This is a genomic window from Streptomyces sp. NPDC005878, from assembly GCF_040629815.1.
Taxonomy (GTDB): domain Bacteria; phylum Actinomycetota; class Actinomycetes; order Streptomycetales; family Streptomycetaceae; genus Streptomyces.
The window spans coordinates 521,997-529,300 of sequence record NZ_JBEXWK010000002.1; the positions used below are offsets into that span (position 1 = coordinate 521,997).

The following is a 7,304-nucleotide window of genomic DNA, read 5'->3' on the forward strand; positions in this document are numbered from 1 at the left end:
TGCGGCCGAGCAGCTTTACGTGCCCCGGGCGTGCAACCCCGGCCCCGGCCGGGGCGTCCCTGACAGCGACGGCCCGGCGTGCGCACGACGCCGGCCCGGCCGAAGGGGAGGGCGCATGACAACCCCGCAGCCCGAACGCGCGGTGGTCGTCGGCGGAGGACTGGCCGGCGTCACCGCCGCGCTGGAACTGGCCGGCGCGGGCCTGGCCGTGACCCTGGTCGAGGGCCGCCCCCGGCTGGGCGGCCTGGCCTTCTCCTTCCGGCGCGGCGAACTCTCCGTCGACAACGGCCAGCACGTCTATCTGCGCTGCTGCACCGCCTACCGCTGGTTCCTCGACCGGATCGGCGGCGCCCATCTCGCGCCGCTCCAGCGCCGCCTCGACGTGCCCGTCCTGGACGTCGCCCACCCGCGCGGACCCCGGCTCGGCAGGCTGCGCCGCACCGCGCTGCCGGTGCCGCTGCACCTGGCCGGCAGCCTCGCCACCTATCCGCACCTCTCGCTCGCCGAGCGGGCCTCGGTCGGGCGCGCCGCACTCGCGCTCAAGGGCCTCGACCCCGCCGACCCGGCGCTCGACGGGGTGGATTTCGCCACCTGGCTCGGCCGCCACGGGCAGTCCGCCCGTACCGTCGAGGCCCTGTGGGACCTGGTGGGCGTGGCGACCCTGAACGCGACCGCGCCGCAGGCCTCCCTGGGGCTCGCCGCGATGGTCTTCAAGACCGGGCTGCTCTCCGAGCCGGGCGCCGCCGACATCGGCTGGGCGCACGTACCGCTGGGCGACCTCCACGACACGCTGGCCCGCAAGGCGCTCGCCGAGGCCGGGGTCCGCGTCGAGACCCGCACCAAGGCCGAGTCCCTCGCCCGCAGCGAGAGCGGCGTGTGGCGGGTCGAGGCCGGCGGCGAGACGCTGGACGCCGAGGCGGTGGTCCTCGCCGTCCCGCAGCGCGAGGCGCACGACCTGCTGCCCCACGGCGCCCTCGACGACCCCGGCAAGCTGCTCGACATCGGCACCGCGCCCATCCTCAACCTGCACGTCGTCTACGACCGCAAGGTGCTGCGGCAGCCGTTCTTCGCCGCGCTCGGCTCGCCCGTGCAGTGGGTCTTCGACCGCACCGAGTCCTCCGGGCTCACCGGCGGCGGCCAGTACCTGGCGGTCTCCCAGTCGGCCGCCGGGGACGAGATCGACGAGCCGGTGGCCGCGCTCCGCGCGCGCTATCTGCCCGAGCTCGAACGGCTGCTGCCCGCCGCGCGCGGCGCGGGCGTACGGGACTTCTTCGTGACCCGGGAGCGCACCGCGACGTTCGCCCCCACCCCCGGCGTCGGACGGCTGCGTCCGGGCTCGCACACGCGTGCGCCCGGTCTCTACCTGGCCGGCGCGTGGACCGCCACCGGCTGGCCCGCGACGATGGAGAGCGCGGTACGCAGCGGGTTCAGCGCCGCGGGCGCGGCCCTCGGCGTACTCGGCCGCTCCCACGTCCATCCGCTTCAGGAGGCGGCATGACCCTTAGCAGCACTGGAACTAGAGGAGAGACCGTGGCGACTGTGCCTTCGGCGAACTCGGCTGTCGACACCGTGGACGTCGCCGCGCTTCTGGAGCGCGGACGGACGCTGTCCACGCCGGTGCTGCGCACGGCCGTGGAGCGGCTCGCCACTCCCATGGACACCGTCGCCGCCTACCACTTCGGCTGGATCGACGCCCAGGGCAACCCGGCGGACGGCGACGGCGGCAAGGCCGTGCGGCCCGCCCTCGCCCTGCTGTCCGCCGAGGCCGCCGGGGCCGGCCCCGAGGTCGGCGTACCGGGCGCGGTCGCGGTCGAGCTCGTCCACAACTTCTCGCTGCTCCACGACGACCTGATGGACGGCGACGAGCAGCGCCGCCACCGCGACACGGTCTGGAAGGTGCACGGCCCGGCCCAGGCGATCCTCGTCGGCGACGCGCTGTTCGCGCTGGCCAACGAGGTCCTCCTGGAGCTCGGCACGGTCGAGGCCGGGCGCGCCACGCGCCGGCTGACCACCGCGAGCCGCAAGCTCATCGACGGCCAGGCCCAGGACATCTCCTACGAGCACCGCGAGCGGGTCACCGTCGAGGAGTGCCTGGAGATGGAGGGCAACAAGACGGGCGCGCTGCTCGCCTGCGCCTGCTCCATCGGCGCGGTCCTCGGCGGCGCGGACGACCGCACGGCCGACACGCTGGAGGCGTACGGCTACCACCTCGGCCTCGCCTTCCAGGCCGTCGACGACCTCCTCGGCATCTGGGGCGACCCGGAGGCCACCGGCAAGCAGACCTGGAGCGACCTGCGCCAGCGCAAGAAGTCCCTGCCGGTGGTGGCGGCCCTCGCGGCGGGTGGCCCGGCCTCCGAGCGGCTGGGCGAGCTGCTCGCCGCCGACGCCAAGAGCAACGACTTCGACACCTTCTCCGAGGAGGAGTTCGCCACCCGGGCCGCCCTCATCGAGGAGGCCGGCGGCCGGGAGTGGACCTCGCAGGAGGCCCGCAGGCAGCACGCCGTGGCGATCGAGGCGCTGGGCACCGTCGACATGCCCGAGCGGGTGCGGGCGCAGCTGACCGCCCTGGCCGACTTCGTCGTCGTACGGAAGAGATGATCACCATTCGCATATGACGCGACGTCGCCGGAGCGGGCCCGCCACGGGCCGCTCCGACGGAGACCCCAGCACAGCAGAAGTAGCACTGCACTTGCATTAAGGGGAAGCCATGACAGCGACGACCGACGGAAGCGCCGGGGCCACGCGGCCCCCCGCCGCCGCGGCCAGTGGGACGACCGCGCCGCCACCGGGCGCGGACGAGGTGCTCGACGCCGCCCGGCGGGCGGTGGACCGGGCGGTGGAGCACCTGCTCGCCGGACAGGACGACCTCGGCTGGTGGAAGGGCGACCTGGAGACCAACGTCACCATGGACGCCGAGGACCTGCTGCTGCGTCAGTTCCTCGGCATCCAGGACGAGAAGACGGTCGCCGCGGCCGCCCTCCACATCCGGGGCGAGCAGCGCGAGGACGGCACCTGGGCCACGTTCTACGGCGGCCCGCCCGAGCTCTCCGCCACCGTCGAGGCGTACGTGGCGCTGCGGCTCGCCGGGGACCGGCCCGACGACCCCCACATGGCGCGGGCCTCGTCGTGGGTCAGGAGCCAGGGCGGCATCGCCGCCTGCCGGGTCTTCACCCGGATCTGGCTGGCCCTGTTCGGCTGGTGGAAGTGGGACGACCTCCCCGAGCTGCCACCGGAGCTGATCTTCCTGCCCTCGTGGTTCCCGCTGAACATCTACGACTTCGGCTGCTGGGCCCGGCAGACCATCGTGCCGCTCACCGTGGTCTCCGCCAAGCGGCCGGTGCGGCCCGCGCCCTTCGCGCTCGACGAGCTGCACACCGACGCGCGCGACCCCAACCCGGCGAAGCCCCTGGCCCCGGTCGCCAGCTGGGACGGCGCCTTCCAGCGGCTCGACAAGGCGCTGCACCTCTACCACCGCCTCGCCCCGCGCCGGCTGCGCCGGGCCGCGATGAACACCGCCGCCCGCTGGATCGTCGAGCGCCAGGAGAACGACGGCTGCTGGGGCGGTATCCAGCCGCCCGCCGTCTACTCGGTGATCGCCCTGCATCTGCTCGGCTACGACCTCCAGCACCCGGTGATGCGGGCCGGTCTCGAATCCCTGGACCGGTTCGCGGTGTGGCGCGAGGACGGCTCCCGGATGATCGAGGCCTGCCAGTCCCCGGTGTGGGACACGTGCCTGGCCACCATCGCGCTCGCCGACGCGGGGCTGCCCGCCGACCACCCGGCCCTGGTCAAGGCCGTCGACTGGATGCTCGGCGAGGAGATCGTCCGGCCCGGCGACTGGTCGGTGAAGAAGCCGCGACTGGCGCCGGGCGGCTGGGCCTTCGAGTTCCACAACGACAACTACCCCGACATCGACGACACCGCCGAGGTGATCCTCGCGCTGCGCCGGGTGCGCCACCCCGACCCGGAGCGGGTCGAGGGAGCGATCCGCCGGGCCGCGCGCTGGACGCTCGGGATGCAGTCCAAGAACGGGGCCTGGGGCGCCTTCGACGCCGACAACACCAGCCCGTTCCCCAACCGGCTGCCGTTCTGCGACTTCGGCGAGGTCATCGACCCGCCGTCGGCCGACGTCACCGCGCACGTCGTGGAGATGCTGGCCGTCGAGGGCCGCGCCCACGAGCCGCGCGCCCGACGCGGGATCGACTGGCTGCTGGCCGAACAGGAGGAGAGCGGCGCCTGGTTCGGGCGCTGGGGCGTCAACTACGTCTACGGCACCGGCTCGGTGGTCCCGGCGCTGACCGCCGCCGGGCTCCCCGCCTCGCACCCGGCGATCCGCCGGGCCGTCGGCTGGCTGGAGTCGGTGCAGAACGAGGACGGCGGCTGGGGCGAGGACCTGCGCTCCTACCGCGAGGAGGAGTGGATCGGGCACGGCGTCTCGACCGCCTCCCAGACCGCCTGGGCGCTGCTGGCGCTCCTCGCGGCGGGGCGGCGGGAGAGCAGGGCCGTCGAGCGGGGCGTGGCCTGGCTCGCCGCGACCCAGCGGGCCGACGGCTCCTGGGACGAGCCGTACTTCACCGGCACCGGCTTCCCCTGGGACTTCTCGATCAACTACCACCTCTACCGCCAGGTGTTCCCGCTCACCGCGCTCGGCCGCTACGTCCACGGAGAACCGTTCTCCCTCAACGGCCGCAAGGGGAAGTGATGGATGTACACCCCGCCGCCGTCCCGGAACCGCTGCCGCTGCTCGTCGCCTGCGCGCTCACCATCGAGGAGCTGGCGCTGCGCAGCGGCGGCCGGGGCCGGACTCCCGGCCAGGTGGTGACCGTGCTGCGCAGCGGCATGGGACCCCGGGCCGCCGAACGGGCCGTACTGCGCGGCCTGGGCACGGCGGCGAACCGGGAGGCGGCCGTGATCGCCTCCGGGTTCTGCGCCGGCCTGGCCCCGGGGATGCACCCCGGGGACCTGGTCGTCGCCGAAGAGACCCGCGACCCGCGCGGCACGACCGCCTGCGTGGGTACGGAGGTGCTGGCCAAGGCGCTGAGCGCGGCGCTGCCCGGCCGCACCGTGCACACCGGTCCGCTCATCGGCTCCGACCACGTGGTGCGTGGTCACGAACGGGCCGAGCTGCGCGCGACCGGGGCGATCGCCGTGGACATGGAGTCCGCGGCGACGCTGTGGAGCGCCGTCGGGGCCGGAGAGCGTCCGGTTGCGGCCGTACGGGTGGTCGTGGACGCTCCGGAACATGAACTCGTCCGTATCGGCACGGTACGCGGTGGAATATCGGCTTTCCGTGTTCTCCGTGCCGTCCTTCCCGCTTTCTTTGAATGGCACCGTTCTTTGCCGCTCCCCAGGAGGTGAGCCAGATGGCCATGCCGCTTCGCCAGTCCATCAGGGTCGGGACCTATCTTTTTGAACAGAAGCTCCGCAAGCGTGAGAAGTTCCCGCTGATCGTCGAGCTGGAGCCGCTCTTCGCCTGCAATCTGAAGTGCGAGGGCTGCGGGAAGATCCAGCACCCGGCCGGGGTCCTGAAGCAGCGCATGCCGGTGGCCCAGGCCGTGGGCGCCGTCCTCGAGTCGGGCGCCCCCATGGTCTCCATCGCGGGCGGCGAGCCCCTGATGCACCCTCAGATCGACGAGATCGTGCGGCAGTTGGTGGCGAAGAGGAAGTACGTCTTCCTCTGCACCAACGCCCTGCTGCTGCGCAAGAAGCTGGAGAAGTTCACCCCGTCCCCATACTTCGCGTTCGCCGTGCACATCGACGGGCTGCGCGAGCGGCACGACGAGTCGGTGGCGAAGGAGGGCGTCTTCGACGAGGCGGTGGCGGCGATCAAGGAGGCCAAGCGGCGCGGCTTCCGGGTCACCACCAACTCCACCTTCTTCAACACCGACACCCCCCAGACGATCATCGAGGTGCTCAACTTCCTCAACGACGACCTCCAGGTCGACGAGATGATGATCTCGCCCGCGTACGCCTACGAGAAGGCGCCCGACCAGGAGCACTTCCTGGGCGTCGAGCAGACCCGCGAGCTGTTCAAGAAGGCGTTCTCCGGCGGCAACCGCCGCCGCTGGCGGCTCAACCACTCACCGCTCTTCCTGGACTTCCTGGAGGGCAAGGCGGACTTCCCGTGCACGGCCTGGGCGATCCCCAACTACTCGCTCTTCGGCTGGCAGCGGCCCTGCTACCTGATGAGCGACGGGTACGTCCCCACCTACCGGGAGCTGGTGGAGGACACCGACTGGGACAAGTACGGCCGGGGCAAGGACGACCGGTGCGCCAACTGCATGGCGCACTGCGGTTACGAGCCCACCGCCGTCCTCGCGACCATGGGGTCGCTCAAGGAGTCGCTGCGCGCGGTCCGCGAGACCGTGCGGGGAAACCGCGGGTGACGTGATGAGGACCGGAGAGCCCGTCGCGCTGGGCCTCCCCGCGCCGCCGGCCCGGCTCCTGGCGAAGCGCCGCCCCTCGCGGCGCATCCAGGTCGGGTCGGTGGCGGTCGGCGGTGACGCGCCGGTGTCGGTGCAGTCGATGACGACGACGCGGACGTCGGATGTCGGGGCGACGTTGCAGCAGATCGCGGAGTTGACGGCGTCGGGGTGTCAGATCGTGCGGGTGGCGTGTCCGACGCAGGATGACGCGGACGCGTTGGCGGTGATCGCGAAGAAGTCGCAGATCCCGGTGATCGCGGATATTCATTTCCAGCCGAAGTATGTGTTCGCGGCGATTGATGCCGGGTGTGCGGCGGTGCGGGTGAATCCGGGGAACATCAAGCAGTTCGATGACAAGGTGAAGGAGATCGCGCGGGCGGCGAAGGACGCGGGGACGCCGATTCGTATCGGGGTGAACGCGGGTTCGCTGGATGCGCGGCTGCTGAGGAAGTACGGGCGGGCGACGCCGGAGGCTCTGGTGGAGTCGGCGTTGTGGGAGGCGTCGCTGTTCGAGGAGCATGATTTCCGGGACATCAAGATCTCGGTGAAGCACAACGATCCGGTGGTGATGGTCGAGGCGTACCGGCAGCTGGCGGCGCGGTGTGACTATCCGCTGCATCTGGGGGTGACGGAGGCGGGTCCGGCGTTCCAGGGGACGATCAAGTCGGCGGTGGCGTTCGGGGCGCTGCTGAGCCAGGGGATCGGGGACACGATCCGGGTGTCGCTGTCGGCGCCGCCGGCGGAGGAGATCAGGGTGGGGATGCAGATCCTGGAGTCCTTGAACCTGCGCCAGCGGCGCCTGGAGATTGTTTCGTGTCCGTCGTGCGGGCGGGCGCAGGTGGATGTGTACAAGCTGGCGGAGGAGGTCACGGCGGGTCT

Annotated in this window: 6 protein-coding genes; all 6 read left to right on the forward strand. The window is 72.3% G+C overall.

Annotated elements, in window-relative coordinates:
• Window positions 1-115: 115 nt before the first annotated feature.
• Window positions 116-1,498 carry a hydroxysqualene dehydroxylase HpnE gene (gene hpnE / locus ABZ404_RS06295; protein WP_358990175.1) on the forward strand — a complete coding sequence of 461 codons (1,383 nt, stop codon included), beginning with the start codon at window positions 116-118 and terminating at the stop codon, window positions 1,496-1,498.
• Window positions 1,495-2,598: a polyprenyl synthetase family protein gene (locus tag ABZ404_RS06300; RefSeq protein ID WP_358834418.1), complete on the forward strand. Its 1,104-nt coding sequence runs from the start codon at window positions 1,495-1,497 to the stop codon at window positions 2,596-2,598. The genes hpnE and ABZ404_RS06300 overlap by 4 nt, the downstream gene beginning before the upstream one ends.
• A gap of 109 nt (window positions 2,599-2,707) precedes the next feature.
• Window positions 2,708-4,702, forward strand: a complete 1,995-nt coding sequence (shc, locus tag ABZ404_RS06305) for a squalene--hopene cyclase (RefSeq protein WP_358834417.1) — start codon at window positions 2,708-2,710, stop codon at window positions 4,700-4,702.
• The gene (locus ABZ404_RS06310; RefSeq protein ID WP_358834416.1) at window positions 4,702-5,358 is read left to right on the forward strand and encodes a 1-hydroxy-2-methyl-2-butenyl 4-diphosphate reductase; all 657 of its coding nucleotides are present in this window, start codon (window positions 4,702-4,704) and stop codon (window positions 5,356-5,358) included. The genes shc and ABZ404_RS06310 overlap by 1 nt, the downstream gene beginning before the upstream one ends.
• A 5-nt stretch (window positions 5,359-5,363) precedes the next feature.
• Window positions 5,364-6,386 carry an adenosyl-hopene transferase HpnH gene (gene hpnH / locus ABZ404_RS06315; protein WP_358834415.1) on the forward strand — a complete coding sequence of 341 codons (1,023 nt, stop codon included), beginning with the start codon at window positions 5,364-5,366 and terminating at the stop codon, window positions 6,384-6,386.
• A gap of 4 nt (window positions 6,387-6,390) precedes the next feature.
• The coding region (ispG, locus tag ABZ404_RS06320; RefSeq protein WP_358990178.1) for a flavodoxin-dependent (E)-4-hydroxy-3-methylbut-2-enyl-diphosphate synthase at window positions 6,391-7,304 on the forward strand (914 nt) is incomplete at its 3' end.